This is a genomic window from Pseudomonas sp. EA_35y_Pfl2_R111, assembly GCF_963970955.1.
In the GTDB taxonomy this organism is placed as follows: domain Bacteria; phylum Pseudomonadota; class Gammaproteobacteria; order Pseudomonadales; family Pseudomonadaceae; genus Aquipseudomonas.
Window position 1 is genome coordinate 1 of the sequence record NZ_CAXAOM010000003.1, and the last position, 16,146, is coordinate 16,146.

15 protein-coding genes are annotated in these 16,146 nt (G+C 61.4%); 12 read left to right on the top strand and 3 right to left on the bottom strand.

The window, feature by feature from the left end; translation table 11 throughout:
- Nucleotides 1–694 precede the first annotated feature (694 nt).
- Nucleotides 695–2,245: a nitric oxide reductase transcriptional regulator NorR gene (gene norR / locus AACY25_RS12930; protein WP_339525024.1), complete on the bottom strand. Its 1,551-nt coding sequence runs from the start codon at nucleotides 2,243–2,245 to the stop codon at nucleotides 695–697.
- A 176-nt stretch (nucleotides 2,246–2,421) separates the two neighbouring features.
- Between norR and hmpA the strand changes: the two genes are divergently transcribed.
- From hmpA to AACY25_RS12945, 3 genes are read left to right on the top strand one after another with little or no spacing between them, the layout of a single operon-like run.
- On the top strand, nucleotides 2,422–3,603 hold the full coding sequence (hmpA, locus tag AACY25_RS12935; protein WP_339525025.1) for an NO-inducible flavohemoprotein: 1,182 nt from the start codon (nucleotides 2,422–2,424) through the stop codon (nucleotides 3,601–3,603).
- A 22-nt stretch (nucleotides 3,604–3,625) separates the two neighbouring features.
- Nucleotides 3,626–3,880, top strand: a complete 255-nt coding sequence (locus tag AACY25_RS12940; protein WP_339525027.1) for a transmembrane sensor/regulator PpyR — start codon at nucleotides 3,626–3,628, stop codon at nucleotides 3,878–3,880.
- Entirely contained in the window at nucleotides 3,867–5,057 is a 1,191-nt protein-coding gene (locus AACY25_RS12945; RefSeq protein ID WP_339525028.1) for an NnrS family protein, read from the top strand. The genes AACY25_RS12940 and AACY25_RS12945 overlap by 14 nt, the downstream gene beginning before the upstream one ends.
- A 190-nt stretch (nucleotides 5,058–5,247) precedes the next feature.
- On the opposite strand, the gene AACY25_RS12950 is transcribed toward AACY25_RS12945, so the two are convergent.
- Complete coding sequence (locus AACY25_RS12950; protein WP_339525030.1) at nucleotides 5,248–6,471, bottom strand: CaiB/BaiF CoA transferase family protein; 1,224 nt, start codon at nucleotides 6,469–6,471, stop codon at nucleotides 5,248–5,250.
- A 111-nt stretch (nucleotides 6,472–6,582) separates the two neighbouring features.
- Nucleotides 6,583–7,761: an acyl-CoA dehydrogenase gene (locus AACY25_RS12955; protein ID WP_339525032.1), complete on the bottom strand. Its 1,179-nt coding sequence runs from the start codon at nucleotides 7,759–7,761 to the stop codon at nucleotides 6,583–6,585.
- A gap of 196 nt (nucleotides 7,762–7,957) precedes the next feature.
- Here AACY25_RS12955 and AACY25_RS12960 point away from each other — a divergent pair, with 196 nt between their 5' ends.
- From AACY25_RS12960 to AACY25_RS13000, 9 genes are all read left to right on the top strand, one after another.
- A complete protein-coding gene (locus AACY25_RS12960) occupies nucleotides 7,958–8,866 on the top strand; it encodes a LysR family transcriptional regulator (protein ID WP_339525034.1) in 909 nt (302 codons plus the stop codon).
- Nucleotides 8,867–9,419: 553 nt separating this feature from the next.
- Entirely contained in the window at nucleotides 9,420–10,541 is a 1,122-nt protein-coding gene (locus AACY25_RS12965; RefSeq protein ID WP_339525036.1) for a Re/Si-specific NAD(P)(+) transhydrogenase subunit alpha, read from the top strand.
- A gap of 14 nt (nucleotides 10,542–10,555) precedes the next feature.
- Nucleotides 10,556–10,873: an NAD(P) transhydrogenase subunit alpha gene (locus tag AACY25_RS12970; RefSeq protein WP_090378897.1), complete on the top strand. Its 318-nt coding sequence runs from the start codon at nucleotides 10,556–10,558 to the stop codon at nucleotides 10,871–10,873.
- Nucleotides 10,873–12,309: an NAD(P)(+) transhydrogenase (Re/Si-specific) subunit beta gene (locus AACY25_RS12975; RefSeq protein ID WP_339525039.1), complete on the top strand. Its 1,437-nt coding sequence runs from the start codon at nucleotides 10,873–10,875 to the stop codon at nucleotides 12,307–12,309. Before AACY25_RS12970 ends, AACY25_RS12975 begins: the two co-directional genes overlap by 1 nt.
- 382 nt (nucleotides 12,310–12,691) lie before the next feature.
- Nucleotides 12,692–12,907: a DUF1127 domain-containing protein gene (locus AACY25_RS12980; RefSeq protein WP_339409431.1), complete on the top strand. Its 216-nt coding sequence runs from the start codon at nucleotides 12,692–12,694 to the stop codon at nucleotides 12,905–12,907.
- 266 nt (nucleotides 12,908–13,173) lie between these two features.
- The gene (locus AACY25_RS12985; RefSeq protein WP_339525040.1) at nucleotides 13,174–13,380 is read left to right on the top strand and encodes a DUF1127 domain-containing protein; all 207 of its coding nucleotides are present in this window, start codon (nucleotides 13,174–13,176) and stop codon (nucleotides 13,378–13,380) included.
- Nucleotides 13,381–13,459: 79 nt separating this feature from the next.
- Nucleotides 13,460–13,777, top strand: a complete 318-nt coding sequence (locus tag AACY25_RS12990) for a DUF2388 domain-containing protein (RefSeq protein WP_339409435.1) — start codon at nucleotides 13,460–13,462, stop codon at nucleotides 13,775–13,777.
- A 94-nt stretch (nucleotides 13,778–13,871) separates the two neighbouring features.
- Nucleotides 13,872–14,192, top strand: a complete 321-nt coding sequence (locus AACY25_RS12995; RefSeq protein WP_339525042.1) for a DUF2388 domain-containing protein — start codon at nucleotides 13,872–13,874, stop codon at nucleotides 14,190–14,192.
- The gene (locus AACY25_RS13000; RefSeq protein WP_339525044.1) at nucleotides 14,189–16,141 is read left to right on the top strand and encodes a DUF7844 domain-containing protein; all 1,953 of its coding nucleotides are present in this window, start codon (nucleotides 14,189–14,191) and stop codon (nucleotides 16,139–16,141) included. Before AACY25_RS12995 ends, AACY25_RS13000 begins: the two co-directional genes overlap by 4 nt.
- Nucleotides 16,142–16,146 lie beyond the last annotated feature (5 nt).

The window sequence follows — 16,146 nt, forward strand, 5'->3', positions numbered from 1 at the left end:
CAACCGCTCCACCCAGGGAATTCAACGAGGCGTTGAACAGACCCAGTCCATTGCCGGCAACAATCGCCACCATCTCCCTAACCCCCAAACCAGTCGAATCGCGCACGCGACTACAGAAAATCTTGGCCACCTGCCCACGGCAAAGCAGCCTCTCTGTAAGGCTTTATTCCGGGATTCACGGGAAAGTTTAGGGGCGGAGGGAAATATTTTTGGAAGGGCTAGATATCGGCAGTGACGCATGACAGGCATCATGCTTCCCTGCCTCAAGCTGACACAGAAAATCTAGAATTATCCGAGCGCTGAAAATTGCTGTTCTGCTGGGTGAAGATGATAATACCCGGCAACTCTCGCTCAGGTTCGGACTGGATTGTTGGTTGCCTGGTTCTCCATCATTATCAGAACCCCTATGAGTGGCTAGTACTCAAAATCGATTTCGGCGATTTCGTTTTTTGTGCCTAGATTAGTCAGTCTTAAGCGCTATTAGGTGCTGTAAACTGCAGGTGGTAGAAATATCCAGGTGCCATACAGAATGATGCTTACAGCCATTTTACGTAACTTCAAATTAACCTGAATGTCTGTACCGCATTGCCCTCCGAAGGAGGGGTCGTGGGTTCGAATCCCGCCTGGTGCGCCACCTTACTAAAGCAAAAAGCCCCGGATGAAAATCCGGGGCTTTTTGCGTTTCACGGTTTGTTCACTGCAATCCCAATCGTTTGGCCAGGCGCATCAGGTTGGCGCGGTCGATGCCCAGTTCGCGGGCGGCGGGGGCCCATTTGTGTTGGTGGCGGCTGAGAGCCTGGCTGATCAGCTGTTTCTGGTAGGCGTCGATGGCTTCGCGCAGCGGCAGTTGGTTGTGCGGCTCCGCTGCGCTTTGAGGTGCTGGCATAGCGGCGGGTTGGCGGGTCGGCAAATCCAGGTGAGCGCTGTCGATGCTGAGGATGCGCGGGCGTTCGCTGCAGCCGGCCAGAGCCTTGAGGGCGGCGCGGCCGATCAGGTGTTCGAGTTCGCGCACGTTGCCCGGCCAGTTGTAGGCCAGCAGGCTGGCCTGGGCTTCGGCGGTCAGGCGTAGGCTGCGCAGCCCTAGGCGGGCGCGGTTTTCTTCTAGGAAGTAGCCGGCCAGCAGCAGTACATCGCGGCCGCGTTCGCGCAGCGCCGGGACTTTCAGCGGGTAGACGCTGAGGCGGTGATAGAGGTCGGCGCGAAAGCGCCCGGCGCGTACTTCCTCGGCCAGGTCACGGTTGCTGGCGGCCAGTACACGCACGTTGACCCGCTGTTCCTGATCGGCACCGACCCGTTGCAGCTGGCCGCTCTGCAGCACGCGCAGTAACTTGGCTTGCGCGGCCAGCGGCAGCTCGCCGATTTCATCGAGAAACAGGCTACCGCCGTCCGCCAGTTCGAACTTACCGCGGCGTTCGTTGTGCGCGCCGGTAAAAGCCCCACGCACGTGGCCGAACAACTCGCTTTCCACCAGGCTGTCCGGCAGCGCCGCGCAGTTAAGGCTGATTAATGGCTTGGCGGCGCGGGGCGAGGCCGCGTGCAGGGCTTCGGCGACCAGCTCCTTGCCGACCCCGGTTTCACCGCTGATCAGCACGCTCAGTTCGCTGTTGCCGACCAGCGCGATTTCCTCCTGCAGGCGCTTGTGCACAGCGCTCTGGCCGATCAGTTCACGCGGCCGTTGCTGGCCGGCGGCCTGTTTGTAGGCTTCGGCCAACTGGTGCTGATCCTCGGCGCGTTGCAGCAGTGCGTTGATCCGTTCGCTGGCCATCACGGTAGCAGCGGCCAGGCTGGCGAAAGCCTGCAGGTTGTCGAGATCGACGCGGCCGAAGCTCGCCGGATCCAGCGAATCGAGGGTTAGCAGGCCCCAGGGTTGGTCCTGCACATACAACGGGCAGCCGAGGCAGTCGTGTACGGGCAGGTGACCGCGATGGCCATCGACCAGGCCGTCATAGGGGTCGGGCATCTCGCAGTCAGTGGCAAAGCGGGTCGGCCCGCGTTGCGCTAGCAGCGCCTGCAGGCGCGGGTGTTCGTCGAGCTTGAAACGCCGGCCAAGGGTGTCGGCGCTCAGGCCTTCAACGGCCAGCGGAATCAGCATGTCACCGTCGAGCTTGAGCAGCGCCACGGCGTCGCACGGCAGCAACTGCTTGAGCGCTTGTAGCAGGCGGCGATAGCGCTCATCTTCCGGCAGCTCGCGGGACAAGTCGGCGACCAGGGGAATCAGGGTAGTAAGCAGTGGGTTTGCTGTCATAAGGACACGCTAGCAGTCATTAAGACTCTTAGTGTCTGCTGTCATAAAGACACGTGCACTTATAAGTCTATGATTAATATAAATAAAATAATTGGCATGCTTCCTGTAGTAGTCAGAGTGATATGAACCAGACCGCTGCGCAAGTACAGCGTGTCGACTTGACGAGGAAGCCTTGCATGCTAACCCCCGAACAAACCGCCCTGATTAAAGCCACCGTGCCACTGCTGGAAAGCGGCGGTGAGGCCCTGACTCGGCACTTCTACCAGATGATGCTCAATGAGTACCCCGAGGTGCGCGCGCTGTTTAATCAGGCGCACCAGGCCAGCGGCGGCCAGCAACGCGCCTTGGCCAATGCAGTACTGATGTATGCCCGGCATATCGACCGCCTGGAGGCGCTGGGGCCGTTGGTTGGGCAGATCGTTAATAAGCATGTGTCGCTGCAGATCCTGCCGGAGCATTACCCGATTGTCGGCAGCTGCCTGTTGCGGGCGATCCGTGAGGTGCTCGGTGCGGAGATCGCCACCGATGCAGTGCTCGAGGCCTGGGCGGTGGCGTATGGGCAACTGGCGGACATCCTCATGGGGGCCGAGGAGGCCGCGTATAGCGCCAACGCCAATGCCGAGGGTGGCTGGCGCGGGGCGCGCAGTTTCCGCCTGAGCCGCAAGGTGCAGGAGAGCGATGAGATCGTCTCCTTGTACCTGGTGCCGGCGGACGGCGGCGCGCTGGCGGCATTCCAGCCGGGTCAGTACATCGGCCTGCGCCTGCTGCTGGACGGTGGCGAGCAGCGTCGCAACTACTCGCTGTCGGCCTTGAGCAATGGCCGCGAGTACCGCATCAGCGTCAAGCGCGAGGTCGGTGGCAAGGTGTCCAATTACCTGCATGACCAGTTGCAAGTCGGCGACAGCCTGGAGCTGTTCGCCCCGGCGGGGAATTTCGTCCTGCGTGAGTCGGCCAAGCCGCTGGTGCTGATCACCGCCGGCGTCGGCATCACCCCGGCGCTGAGCATGCTGGAGGCGGCGCGCGACAGTGGCCGCGATATTCACTTTATTCACTGCGCTCGCCACGCCGGGGTGCATGCCTTCCGTGACTGGGTTGAGGCGCAGCGTGCTGAGCGTCCGCAGCTGCGTCATTACGTGTGCTACAGCGAACCGCGCAGCGGCGATGCAGGCGATGCTGAGGGGTTTCTCAGCCTGGAACTGTTGGCTGAGTGGCTGCCCGAGCAGCGCGATCTGGACGCCTACTTTCTCGGTCCCAAGCCTTTTATGGCGCAGGTGAAACGGCATCTGCACAGCCTCGGCGTGCCGGCGGCGCAGAGTCATTACGAGTTCTTTGGTCCGGCCAGCGTGCTGGATAGTTAATAACCAGGCCTAGGAGGTGCTTATGTTGGCGTATCTATCCTGCCCATCGCGGGTACTGCAACTGGCGAACCGCATGCTGCTGGCCGGCGTGCTGCTGTTGCTCAGCGGCTTGCTGGGTGCCTATGGCCTGGAGGCGCAGCTGAGCATGGGCAGCCTGGTTACGGCGCACTCGCTGACGATCATTGGCCCGGGCCTGCTCAAGCTCGGTTATGTGCTGCGCCTGGCTGCGCAGCAACACTTGCGCAAGCAACAGGAGCCTTGCTGTGCAGTTGCGTGATCGCCAGCAGGAGCTGGCCATTGCGCCACTGTGGCGGCTGGGCTTTCGCCCGTTCTTTCTCGGTGGCGCGCTGTTTGCCGTATTGGCGATTGCTCTGTGGGCGGCGGCGTTGCTGGGGCATCTGCCGGGTTGGCAGCCGGTGGGCGGCAGCCTGGCGTGGCACCGGCATGAGCTGCCGTTCGGTTTTGCCGGGGCGATTATTGCCGGCTTTCTGCTCACCGCCGTGCAGAACTGGACGGGGCGGCCGGGCCTGAGTGGTTGGCCACTGGCGGCGCTGTTCGGTCTCTGGTTGCTGGCGCGCCTGGCCTGGCTGCTCGGTGCGCCGTTGCCACTCTTGCTGGCGCTGCAACTGCCCTTTCTACCGCTGCTAGCGTTGTTGCTTGGGCGGCAACTATGGGCGGTGCGCCAGTGGCGCAACTACCCGTTGGTGGTCGTGGTGCTGCTGATGGCCAGCTGCGAGTGGCTGCTGCTGTATGGCCTGGCGTTGGGTGATGACGCATTGCAGCGACGCGGTGCATTGGCTGGCTTATGGCTGATTGCTGCACTGGTAAGCATTATCGGCGGGCGGGTGATTCCGTTCTTTACCCAGCGCGGCCTTAACCGGCCCGAGGTTGCTACTCCAAGGCCGCGCCTGGACCTGCTGGTGCTGGTGTTGTCGCTAAGCCTAGCGCTGCTGTTTGCCAGCGGTTTTGCCTTACAGCCGTCGCTATGGCTGCTGCCGTTGTTGCTGGCTCTGGCCACGCTGCATGGTTTGCGCCTGTGGCGTTGGTATGACGCCGGGATCTGGCGCGTGCCGCTGCTCTGGTCATTGCACCTGGCCTATGCCTGGTTGCCGCTGGCGTTACTGGCCCTGGCGGCCTGGCATATCGGCTGGTTGAACAACGTCAGTCTGGCCTACCACGCCCTGGCGCTGGGTACGGTCGGTGGGGCGATTCTGGCGATGTTGGCGCGGGTTAGCCTCGGTCATACCGGTCGGCCATTGCAGCCTCCGGCAGTTATGGATTGGGCGTTTGCCAGTCTGCAGCTGGCGGTCGTGGCGCGGGTGCTGCTGGTGCCGTTTGCGCCGGCTGCGGGACTGGGGCTTTCCAGCCTGCTGTGGATCGTGGCCTTTGCCCTGTTTGTGCGTCATTACGCGGTGATGTTCTGCACCCCGCGGGTGGATGGGCAGCCGGGTTAGCAGGCCGTTGAAAAACTACCTGCGTTGGCAATACTGCGTTAAAAACGGCCCGGGACTCGGCGTCTCGGAATGCTCATTTACAGCCAGTAAAATCCGCTTCCTCGGCGCTTTGACCAGCCTGCGGCTGTTACTGCGTAGCGCCTTGTCTTGCCTGCTTCGCCTACGTTTTTCAACGGCCTGCTAGCTGCCTCTACAGCACCCCAGCCTCACGCAAGGCGGCTATCTGCTCCGCGCTGAGGCCTAGGTGGCGGGTCAGCACTTGCTCGGTGTGTTCGCCGAGCAGCGGTGGCGCGTTGCGGTATTCCACCGGGGTTTCCGACAGGCGCAGCGGGCTAGCGACTTGTGGCGTGGTGCTGCCCAGGCTATTGGGCAAATCGAGGCGCAGGCCACGGGCTTTGACCTGTGGGTCGGCAAAGACCTGAGCCAGGTCATTGATCGGCCCGCACGGTACGCCAGCGGCCTCCAGCAGCGTCACCCATTCGGCGGTGGTTTTGAATACCGTGGCCTGGCGCAGCAGCGGGATCAGCTCGGCGCGGTGGGCGACGCGGGCCTTGTTGGTAGAAAAACGCAGGTCATCGGCCAAAGCCGCACAGCCTGCAACCTCGCAAAGCTTGCGGAATTGCCCGTCGTTGCCCACGGCAATGATGAAGTTGCCATCGGCCGAGGGGAAATCCTGGTAGGGCACGATATTCGGGTGTGCGTTGCCCAAGCGTTTGGGTGCGACTCCAGTGTTGAGGTAGTTCATCGCCTGGTTGGCCAGGCAGGCGACCTGCACGTCGAGCAGGGCTACATCGATATGCTGGCCGAGGCCGGATTGCTCGCGCTGGTTGAGTGCCGCCAGTACACCGACTGTGGCGTACAGGCCGGTGAGAATATCGGTGAGGGCAACGCCAACCTTCATGGGGCCGGCACCCTCCTCGCCATCAGGTTTGCCGGTCAGGCTCATCAGCCCGCCGAGGCCCTGGATCATAAAGTCGTAACCGGCGCGCTTGGCATACGGGCCGTCCTGGCCGAAGCCGGTGATCGAGCAGTAGATCAGCCGCGGGTTGATGGCCTTCAGCGATTCGTAGTCGAGGCCGTAGGCCGCCAGGCCGCCGACCTTGAAATTCTCCAGCAGCACGTCGCAGTTCTGCACCAGCGCGCGCACCAGACGCTGGCCTTCCGGCTGGGTGAAATCCAGGGTCACCGACTGCTTGTTGCGGTTGGCGCTCTGGAAGTAAGCCGCCTCGCGTGAGTCGTTGCCCTCGGCATCCTTCACATAGGGCGGGCCCCAGTGGCGAGTGTCGTCGCCTGAGCCTGGGCGCTCGACCTTGATCACGTCGGCACCGAGGTCGCCAAGAATCTGCCCGGCCCATGGGCCGGCCAGTACGCGGGACAGATCGAGAACGCGGATATGCGATAGGGCGCCGGGCATAGCGGAGATTCCTGCGTAGGGTGGATCGGGGCGTGCAGCTGGCGCTTTATCCATCCACCATGCGATAGAGAAGGTGGATGAAAAAAGCGTCATCCACCCTACGGATGGGCGTTAGAAGAACGCCTGCAGGCCGGTCTGTGCGCGACCGAGGATCAGCGCGTGCACGTCGTGGGTGCCTTCATAGGTGTTGACCACTTCCAGGTTGACCAGGTGGCGGGCCACGCCGAACTCGTCGCTGATGCCGTTGCCGCCGAGCATGTCGCGGGCCATACGGGCGATATCCAGGGACTTGCCGCAGCTGTTGCGCTTCATCATTGAGGTGATTTCCACGGCGGCGGTGCCTTCATCCTTCATCCGGCCGAGGCGCAGGCAGCCTTGCAGGGCCATGGTGATTTCGGTCTGCATATCAGCCAGTTTCTTCTGGATCAGCTGGGTTTGCGCCAGCGGACGGCCGAACTGCTGACGATCGAGGGTGTACTGACGCGCGGTGTGCCAGCAGAACTCGGCCGCACCCAAGGCTCCCCAGCTGATGCCATAGCGGGCGGAGTTGAGGCAGGTGAATGGGCCTTTCAGGCCTCGTACATCAGGGAAGGCGTTTTCTTCGGGGCAGAACACGTTGTCCATCACGATCTCGCCGGTGATCGAAGCACGCAGGCCGACCTTGCCGTGGATGGTTGGGGTGCTCAGGCCCTGCCAGCCTTTTTCCAGGACGAAGCCGCGAATCTCGCCGGCATCATCCTTGGCCCAGACCACAAACACATCGGCGATCGGGCTGTTGGTGATCCACATCTTGCTGCCGCTGAGGCGGTAGCCACCGTCGACTTTCTTGGCGCGGGTGATCATCGAGCCCGGGTCGGAACCGTGGTTCGGTTCGGTCAGGCCGAAGCAGCCGATATATTCGCCACTGGCCAGTTTCGGTAGGTACTTCTGCTTGGTCGCTTCATTGCCGAACTCGAAGATCGGCACCATCACCAGGGAGGACTGCACGCTCATCATCGAGCGGTAGCCGGAGTCGATGCGCTCCACCTCGCGGGCGATCAGGCCGTAGCACACGTAATTCAGGCCGCTGCCGCCGTATTCGGCGGGAATGGTGGCGCCGAGCAGGCCGGTGTCGCCCATCTCGCGGAAGATCTTCGGGTCGGTCTGCTCATGGCGGAAGGCTTCGAGTACGCGCGGGGCCAGCTTGTCGGCGGCGAACTGCTGGGCGCTGTCGCGCACCATGCGTTCTTCTTCGGTCAGTTGCTGGTCGAGCAGCAGCGGGTCGATCCAGTTGAAGCTTGCCTTGGCCATCGCGAAAACCTCGAAATCAGACAGTGATAGGGCGGGTATCTGCGCAGTCAGCTGCGCCCGCCGGTAAGTGGGATTGATCCTAGGCGGCTTGTGGCAGCCCTGCAAACGACTAATACGCACCGAGTTGTGCGCTTTACTCACTTCGGGATAGGGTTAATCTGGGAATTTAACCGAATAAAGTGAGAGTGACGCACAGATGCGCCGCAAGATCCCCAGCACCGCCGCCCTGATCGCCTTCGAGTCCGCCGCTCGCCACCAGAGTTTTACCAAGGCGGCGCAGGAGCTGAGCCTGACCCAGGGCGCGGTGTGCCGGCAGATCGCCGCGCTGGAGGCCTTCCTTAATATCGAGCTGTTCCGCCGTTCACGCCGTGGCGTGGTGCTGACGGAGGCCGGGCAATCCTACGCGCGGCGAGTAGCCGGGCAGCTTGATGCGGTGGAGCGCGACACCCTGGCGGTGATGGGCCAGCCGGGCGCGATGAGCATCGAACTGGCGGTGGTACCGACCTTCGGTACGCAGTGGCTGCTGCCGCGTTTAAAGGATTTTCAGCGGTTGCACCCGGAGATCACGGTCAACCTGACCAACCGCACGCGGCCCTTTCTATTCGCCGACACCGAGTTCGACGCGGCGGTGTATTTCGGCGATGGCGACTGGTCCGGTACCCAGGCCCACCTGCTGATGGGTGAAAATCCGATGCCGGTGTGCAGCCCGGCGTTGCTGACTGAACAGACGCAGCTAAGTGCCGAGCAAATTGCCAGCCTGCCGCTGCTGCAACAGACCACGCGGCCCTATGCCTGGCGTCAGTGGTTCAACGCCCAGGGGCTAAATACTGCGCGGGATATGGCTGGGCCGCGTTATGAGCTGTTTTCCATGCTGGCCCAGGCGGCCATGCACGAGATGGGCGTGGCGCTGATTCCGCCGTTTCTAATCCGCCGTGATCTGGATGAAGGGCGGCTGGTGATTGCCGCGCCGCTGAGTCTGCCGAGCGATAAGGCGTATTACCTGATCATCCCCGAGCGCAAGCTGGAGTCGGCTGCGCTGTTGCTGCTGCGCGACTGGCTGGTGGACGAGGCACATGCTTATGCGCTCGCCAATGGCTTGAAATAGACAACAGCCTGTCAGGTTGTTGGCGAAAAAGGCCGTCAAAGCTTCGGCGGCAATCTGTCGGAAATATCTTTACCGCGCGAGACAGGCCACCTAGAGTGCGCGCCGGAGTTATGTTGACCCCGTAGTCAGCTATCTGAATGGCTACACTTTCTCTGCGCATGGTGGGTGTTAGTGTTGAATTTTTTGCACACGAACGCTGCTGTAGCCCAATGAAACAGCGCCTTTTCCCGTAATGGCGGGTGGCGCCGTTGATCTGATGGCCCAGTATTTATCTCAGGAATGAATAAGCGCTGTTTTGTCGCAGTTAATGCGCTACAGGCCTTGCCCCAAAAGGGCTGCCATAAATTAGCTGCCTGTAAGGTCATCCAATGACTTGTAGTTATCACAAGGTTTTACTTCATAACGCCTTGAAGGCTATAGCTATCGCCTGCAAAATGCCGCGCCCCGCTATTGTGCAATTGTCGCCTGAGCGGGTTTGTGCTGATCCTCCCTAATGCCCGCGTGCCATCCGTAGTGCGCCGGTTCACTAAAAAGATCACGCAGGAGAATTGAAGTGCACATCGGTGTTCCTCTCGAAACCCATGCTGGTGAGACGCGCGTCGCCGCAACTCCCGAAACCATCAAGAAGCTGATCGGCCAAGGCCATCAGGTGACGGTACAGACCGGTGCAGGCGTGAGCGCAAGCATTCCGGACAGCGCCTATGAAGCTGTTGGCGCGGCTATCGGCAGCGATGCTGCTGCCTTCGGCGCCGATCTGGTGTTGAAAGTCGTTGCCCCCACTGATGCCGAGCTGGCGCATATGAAAGCCGATGCCGTATTGGTGGGCATGCTTAATCCATTCAGCAACGAGACCATCGCGCGCATCAATGCTCGCGGCGTCACCGCCTTCGCCCTGGAAGCTGCTCCGCGCACTTCCCGCGCGCAGAGCCTGGACGTGCTGAGCTCGCAAGCCAACATCGCCGGTTACAAGGCCGTGCTGCTGGCTGCGCACCACTACCCGCGCTTTATGCCGATGCTGATGACCGCTGCTGGTACCGTTAAGGCCGCGCGCATTCTGATTCTCGGCGCCGGTGTTGCCGGCCTACAGGCCATCGCCACGGCCAAGCGCCTGGGTGCGGTGATCGAGGCTTCCGATGTGCGTCCTGCCGTTAAAGAGCAGATCGAATCACTTGGCGCCAAGTTCGTCGACGTACCATTCGAAACCGATGAAGAGCGTGAATGCGCTCAGGGTGTTGGCGGCTATGCCCGTCCAATGCCGGCTTCGTGGATGGAGCGTCAGGCCAAGGCGGTGCACGAGAAGGCCAAGCAGGCTGATATCGTCATCACCACCGCGCTGATCCCGGGCCGCAAGGCGCCGACCCTGCTGCATGCCGCCACCGTGGCGGAAATGAAGCCCGGCTCGGTGATCATCGACCTCGCTGCAGCGCAAGGCGGCAACTGCCCGCTGACCGTCGCCGAGCAGGTGGTGGTGCAGCATGGCGTGACCATCGTCGGCCACAGCAACCTGGCGGCCCTGGTGCCGGCCGATGCTTCGGCGCTGTACGCACGCAATCTGCTGGACTTCCTCAAGCTGGTTATCGACGGCGAAGGCAAGTTCCACCTCAACCTTGAAGACGACATCGTCGCCGCGTGCCTGATGTGCCGTGACGGCAACGTCGTGCGCACTAACGGCTAAGGGGAGCACCGCTCATGGATATGATTTCTGACGGCATCTACAACCTGATCATCTTCGTGCTGGCCATTTACGTGGGCTACCACGTGGTGTGGAACGTCACCCCGGCCCTGCACACCCCGCTGATGGCGGTAACCAACGCGATTTCCGCGATCGTTATCGTCGGTGCCATGCTCGCTGCCGCGCTGACTGTGACCCCATTGGGCAAGACCATGGGCACCCTGGCCGTGGCGCTGGCTGCGGTCAACGTGTTCGGTGGCTTCCTGGTCACTCGACGCATGCTGGAAATGTTTAAGAAGAAAGCGCCGAAAGCCGCTGCAGTGGAGAAGCACTGATGAGCATGAATCTGATCACTGTTCTCTACCTCGTCGCCTCAATCTGCTTTATCCAGGCGCTTAAAGGTCTGTCGCACCCGACCACTTCGCGTCGCGGCAACCTGTTCGGCATGATCGGTATGGGCATCGCCGTGCTCACCACCGTCGGCCTGATCTACAAGCTCGGTGCTGAAATCGCCACTGCCGGTATCGGTTATGTGCTGGTTGGCCTGCTGGTCGGCGGCACTGCTGGCTCGATCATGGCCAAGCGTGTGGAAATGACCAAGATGCCGGAATTGGTCGCTTTCATGCACAGCATGATCGGCCTGGCGGCAGTGTTTATTGCCATTGCTGCAGTGGTTGAGCCGCAGTCGCTGGGTATCGTTGCTGCGCTGGGCGATGCGATTCCGGCCGGTAACCGTCTGGAGCTGTTCCTCGGTGCGGCCATCGGCGCCATCACCTTCTCCGGTTCGGTGATCGCGTTCGGCAAGCTCTCGGGCAAGTACAAGTTCCGCCTGTTCCAGGGCGCACCGGTACAGTTCAAGGGCCAGCACTGGGTCAACCTGGCCATCGGCCTGGCGATTCTCGGTTTGGGTCTGTACTTCACCTTCACCGGTAACCTGACTGCGTTCGCCATCCTGCTGGCGCTGGCCTTCGTGATCGGCGTGCTGATCATCATCCCGATTGGCGGCGCGGACATGCCAGTGGTCGTGTCGATGCTCAACAGCTACTCGGGCTGGGCGGCGGCCGGTATCGGTTTCTCGCTGAACAACTCGATGCTGATCATCGCCGGTTCGCTGGTGGGCTCATCAGGCGCGATCCTCTCGTACATCATGTGCAAGGCGATGAACCGCTCGTTCTTCAACGTGATCCTCGGTGGCTTCGGCGGCGCGGCTGAAGAAGCCGGCCCGGCTGGCGCCAAGGAAGCTCGCCCGGTGAAATCCGGTTCGAGCGACGACGCGGCCTTCCTGCTGACCAACGCCGACACCGTGATCATCGTTCCGGGCTACGGCCTGGCGGTAGCCCGTGCTCAGCACGCGCTGATGGAGCTGGCGGAGAAGCTGACCCACCGTGGCGTGACCGTAAAGTACGCGATCCACCCGGTTGCCGGGCGTATGCCGGGCCACATGAACGTGCTGCTGGCCGAGGCCGAAGTGCCTTACGAGCAGGTGTTCGAGATGGACGACATCAACTCCGAGTTCGGCCAGGCCGACGTGGTATTGGTGCTCGGCGCCAACGACGTGGTCAACCCGGCCGCGAAGAACGATCCGAAGTCGCCGATCGCCGGCATGCCGATCCTCGAGGCCTACAAAGCCAAGACCGTGATCGTCAACAAACGCTCGATGGCCAGCGGCTACGCCGGCCTGGACAACGAACTGTTCTACCTGGACAAGACCATGATGGTCTTCGGCGACGCCAAGAAAGTCATCGAAGATATGGTTAAAGCGGTCGACTAACACTTGCCGCAACGCTGTAGAAAAAAGCCCGGCTCGTTAGCCGGGCTTTTTTCTGTCTGCTCGATCAGAAAAGTGTTATTGCCAGGGAAAAATCTGAAAAACAGGTCAGCTGTCACATAAGTGCAATTTGCAACTGTACCTATATGGATTCACTAGTGAATGGCGTTTTAGGCAGGTCTTTTATCTGCTTTTATGCGCCTTTTAGGCTAAGGCACTTATGACCAGTACAGCTGACTGTAAAACAGGCCAAACAGTTACAAAGCAAACTATCTATTTGTGCTGCAATTTCATTCAGCTGTGGCTACAGCGCAGTGGGGGCAACGGCAATAATTCTCCCATCGCAACACACCACTGACCCGCCACAAGCGGAAGGATGACCATCATGGAACGTACCCTCAGTTCCGACCTGTTTTTCGATCACAGCCAATCCACCGGCACCAGCGCTTTGCCGCTGCGTATGCTCGCCTCTGTTCTGCAATGGCAGCGCCGCGTTGTTAGCCGCCGCCAGCTTGCTCGCCTGGACGCCCGTCTGCTCGCAGACGCCGGTATCAGCGAAGCACAGCGTCACGCTGAACTGAGCAAGCCTTTCTGGCGTTAACTGCTGCCAGACACCGATTTCTGCTCCTCCCTTTATGGGATTTTTGAAAGCTCCAGCGCCTTGCGTGCTGGGGCTTTCTTTTTATGTGCCGGTAGAAAGTGCGCAGCCAATTGCTTGGCTGCAACAGTCTGCTGCGCTATTCAGCAGTACAGTTCTTTTAAAAAGCTAACTGCGCCATAACAATTCTCAGGTGCTGTCCCTGCCCCTGTTTTCCGCGCTCACGCACCATAGGTTGCCTTCTTCCTTCTCGGACAAGGAATTGCGCCATGGAACGCACGCTCAAACACCAGCCCCCGCAAAACACTCAGGTGTATCACCCGCTCTGGTTGCGCGCATACGCTGCGCTCTGCGGTTGGCGGCGCAAGCTGCGTACTCGCCGCCAATTGGCGCGCCTCGATAGCCGCCAGCTGGCCGACGCAGGCATTACCGAGGCGCAGCGGCAGGCCGAATTGGCAAGGCCGTTCTGGCGCTGAGCCGCCTGGCAACCAACCCGTCTAGCAAGGGTCTACACTGAAACCAGCCTGTCTGTAGGGCCTTTTCAGGAGCGTAAAAATGAATGTGATAAAGACGTTGAGCCTTGCGGCATTGCTGGCGCTGGCGGGCACGGCAAGCGCCACCAGCTTTGTGGTCACTACCGATGCGGTGGTGGGCGCGGTTGGGGCTACCTCGGAAGCAACTTCCGATGTCTCCTCTTCCTTTACAGACGACAAGATCGTGTTGGCCGCGCGCGATGATGCGGCTGCGTTTGTCGCCAGTCAGGGCGAGATCCGTGGCGTGCGCCTGGAGGCCGCTCTGCAGCATATCCGTCAGCAGTTACCGGAATTACGGGGTGACGATATGCAGTTGGCGGCAGCGATCCTCAGCCTTTAAGAACACTCACCGCTGGCGTTTAGGTAGAAGCGTTGGCGGAACTGTGTGGCACTCTGTCCGTCATACGCCATGTGGCTGATTAATGGAGATGTATATGCGCCCTATTCTGCTCAGTGCCGTCGTTGCAGCTGTTTTGTTCAGTGCCGCTACACAGGCGCAAACCTTGGTAGCGACCAGCAATATCATCGTACGTGCGCTCGACCGCACCTTTGACTTCACCTCGGATACCACCACTTCGGTGCGCGACTCGAAAGTCGTGCTCGCAGCGCGCGACGATGCAGCCAGCTTCGTCGCCACCCAAGGGGAGATCCGTGGTGCGCAGTTGGAAGCGGCCATTAGCACTATTCGTAGCCAAGTACCTGAGGCGCAGGACGCTTCCGACCTAGTGTTGGCCGAAGCCATTCTGGCCCTGTGAGTTGGCCGCGTGCCTGGCTGCTGGCGTTGGCGTTACTGGCCAGCACCAGCGGCCAAGCCGAGTTGCGCCTGCAGCTAGCGGGCGCCGAGCTCAGCCCTGCTGAGCGCGAGGCTAGTCAGCAACTGTTGCAAGACGCGACCGCCGCCTTGCCGCCACAACTCAAACAGCGACTTGATCGTAGCGTCAGCGTGCGCTGGCGCAGCATGCCTGCGCAGGTGTATGGCCGCGCCGGGCGTTTCAGCGGTATTGAGTTGAATGCCGCGCTGCTGCCCGCGTTGAGCGATGGCAGCAGCGCCACCACCCTTACCTCACGCCCCCACGGCACTGTGCGCCGCGAGCTGGTGGCCACCGTGCTGCATGAAATTACTCATCTATATGACCGCGCCCAGCTCTGGTCGCAGGCCGAGCGGCAGCTGCAACGCCAGTGTCGGCAGCGCGAACAGAGTCTTGGCACCGTTGGCCTGCCGGATCACTGCCGCGGCCAGACGGCGCGCCGCTTTACTCTGAGTGATGATCCGTTGCTGCTCGACCTGGCGGGTTGGCCGCAGCAGGTCGGCCGACGTGGTGAGCGCGAGCAGAACAATCACCAAGTCGCACGCAGCCCAGACAGCTATGAGCTGAGCAACTCGCGTGAGTTTCTCGCCGTCAATATGGAGTACTTCCTCCTTGACTCCAGTTACGCCTGTCGCCGGCCTTCTTTGGCGCGTTACCTGAGCACGCATTTCGCCTGGACTCCCGCTTCATCGCCGCCCTGCGTCGAAGGCTTGGCCTATCTAAATGCCGGGCGCGACTTCGCCCGGCAGCCGCTGGGCAGTATCGACCCGCAGCGCGTTTATCAGGTGGATTACCTGCTGGCCGAGGCCAACGACGCGCTGGCCAGCCGTTGGGGCCACAGCATGCTGCGCCTGGTCATCTGCGCGCCTGGGCGGCCGCGTGGGCCGGATTGCCGGCTGGATCTGCAGGAACATCTGGTGCTGTCCTACCGCGCGTTTGTCGGCGACGTGCAGCTGTCCAGCTGGGACGGCCTGACCGGTGTTTATCCGTCGCGGCTATTCGTTCTGCCGCTGGCCCAGGTGATTGAGGAGTACACCAAGGTCGAGCTGCGCAGCCTCGCCTCGGTGCCGCTCAAGCTGGAGCGCACGCAGCTGGAGCAACTAGTGACTCGCGCCGCCGAGCAGCATTGGAGCTACGACGGCGACTACTGGTTTATCTCCAATAACTGCGCCGTAGAAACCCTCAAGTTGTTGCGCAGCGGCAGCCAGCACCCGCGCCTGCATGCGCTCGACAGCATCATGCCCAACGGCCTGCTCGATACCCTGGTGGCCCGCGATCTGGCAGACCGCAGCGTTCTGGGCGACGCTACCGAAGCCTTGCGCCTGGGTTATCGTTTCGACTCGTTTCGTGATCGCTACCAAGCCATGTTCGCTGTATTGCAGACGCAGTTGCCAATTGAGCAGGCGCAGGTTGAGGACTGGCTGACCTTGTCGGCCTATAAGCGCCAGCCCTGGTTTGGCCGTGCCGATCTGCGTACCAGCGCGGCCCTGCTGTTGCTTGAGCAGGCGGCATTACGCCGACAGTTACTGTTGGCCCAGGATGAGCTCAAGCGCCGCTACTTGAGCGGCCGTGATGGCGTTGATCCCACGTTGAACAAGGCTGGCGGTGCGCTGCAACAAATCCTCGCCAACAGCGGCTTTCTCAGTCGCCCGGCCGAACTGCTTGAGGGCGGCTATGGCTTACCTCAGCGCGCCGAATGGCAGCGTCTGGAGAGCGAAAGTCAGGCGCGACAGCAGCAACTGCGCCAGTTCAGCGACAACCTCGATCAGGAAGTGCGCGCCCTGCTGGAGCCCGCCCGCCTCATTGAATTGCGGGCTACTGAAGCCAACCTGGCGCAGCTGGGTACGCAACTGCGCACGTTGCACAAGGCCGGCGGTGGCTTGCAGCTGCCCTAGTGGAA

Excerpts from the sequence above, each read along its gene's own strand:
- AACY25_RS12960 (WP_339525034.1), top strand. The coding sequence starts at position 7,958 with ATGCGCCGCAAGATCCCCAGCACCGCCGCCCTGATCGCCTTCGAGTCC.
- AACY25_RS12950 (WP_339525030.1), bottom strand. The coding sequence starts at position 6,471 with ATGCCCGGCGCCCTATCGCATATCCGCGTTCTCGATCTGTCCCGCGTA.
- AACY25_RS12985 (WP_339525040.1), top strand. The coding sequence starts at position 13,174 with ATGGAACGCACGCTCAAACACCAGCCCCCGCAAAACACTCAGGTGTAT.
- AACY25_RS12940 (WP_339525027.1), top strand. The coding sequence starts at position 3,626 with ATGTTGGCGTATCTATCCTGCCCATCGCGGGTACTGCAACTGGCGAAC.
- AACY25_RS12995 (WP_339525042.1), top strand. The coding sequence starts at position 13,872 with ATGCGCCCTATTCTGCTCAGTGCCGTCGTTGCAGCTGTTTTGTTCAGT.
- AACY25_RS12980 (WP_339409431.1), top strand. The coding sequence starts at position 12,692 with ATGGAACGTACCCTCAGTTCCGACCTGTTTTTCGATCACAGCCAATCC.
- hmpA (WP_339525025.1), top strand. The coding sequence starts at position 2,422 with ATGCTAACCCCCGAACAAACCGCCCTGATTAAAGCCACCGTGCCACTG.
- AACY25_RS12990 (WP_339409435.1), top strand. The coding sequence starts at position 13,460 with ATGAATGTGATAAAGACGTTGAGCCTTGCGGCATTGCTGGCGCTGGCG.
- norR (WP_339525024.1), bottom strand. The coding sequence starts at position 2,245 with ATGACAGCAAACCCACTGCTTACTACCCTGATTCCCCTGGTCGCCGAC.
- AACY25_RS12975 (WP_339525039.1), top strand. The coding sequence starts at position 10,873 with ATGAGCATGAATCTGATCACTGTTCTCTACCTCGTCGCCTCAATCTGC.
- AACY25_RS12955 (WP_339525032.1), bottom strand. The coding sequence starts at position 7,761 with ATGGCCAAGGCAAGCTTCAACTGGATCGACCCGCTGCTGCTCGACCAG.
- AACY25_RS12970 (WP_090378897.1), top strand. The coding sequence starts at position 10,556 with ATGGATATGATTTCTGACGGCATCTACAACCTGATCATCTTCGTGCTG.